Annotated in this window: 1 protein-coding gene and 1 pseudogene; both read right to left on the bottom strand. The window is 45.4% G+C overall.

Translation table 11 applies throughout. The features are described 5' to 3' along the window. Positions 1-196: pseudogene (locus A3766_RS32315) on the bottom strand (IS3 family transposase); the annotation flags it as partial. 119 nt (positions 197-315) lie between these two features. Continuing rightward, positions 316-627, bottom strand: coding sequence for an IS3 family transposase (locus A3766_RS25545; protein WP_068510183.1), 312 nt, complete (start codon positions 625-627; stop codon positions 316-318). Between the last annotated feature and the right edge of the window lie 89 nt (positions 628-716).

Genomic DNA, 716 nt, shown 5'->3' with positions numbered 1-716 from the left:
TGAGCACATGCTCTTTCTCAGATTTAGCGTACTTATGTGCCGGCAATTGGCGGCTAACCAAACCTTCTTGCCTCATGAGCTTGTTCACTAACCAGCGACTCACCTTAAAGCCGGATAATGCCAGCAGAGTTACCAAAGTACGCTCCCCCGCAGAACCATTACTAATTCCAAACCAACGCTTGAGTTCAGAAATCAATCTAAGGCGTTGCGGCTCTATCTCTTGAGGGCGGTCACACCAATATCTGTAGCTGCTGCGATGAACATTAAGTACGCGGCATAGTCGAGATACCGACCAGCTCCCTTGCTGCGCTTGGATTAACGAAAACCTTTGATCGAGTCCTGCATCAAGAGAGCTGAAGCCTTTTTTAAAATCTCGTTGTCTCCCTCTAGTTGTTTGATCTTGCGTTCCAACTCGCGAATTTTTAATTGATCTGGAGTGAGAGGTGTAGCACTCGACAACCTACCGTTTCGTTCTTCTTTTAATTGTCGCGCCCATTTATCGACCGTGGACTTACCAAGGCCTAAGCTATCCGCGACATCTCGGACACTGCGCCCTTTATCAACAACTTCTTGTGCAACTTCGAGTCTAAATTCTGGAGAGTATGTTGGTCTTGTTCGTTTGCTCATTTTGATACCTAGTTAGTTGATGGTGATAATATCACCTCTAATTAGGTGGCCAAAATTAGTGTGCCACTACATTTACCTCTAGTTTTTCA

The organism is Oleiphilus sp. HI0132 (genome assembly GCF_001635845.1).
The sequence above is the reverse complement of the archived record's forward strand: the minus strand, read 5'-3'. Positions and strand labels throughout refer to the sequence as shown.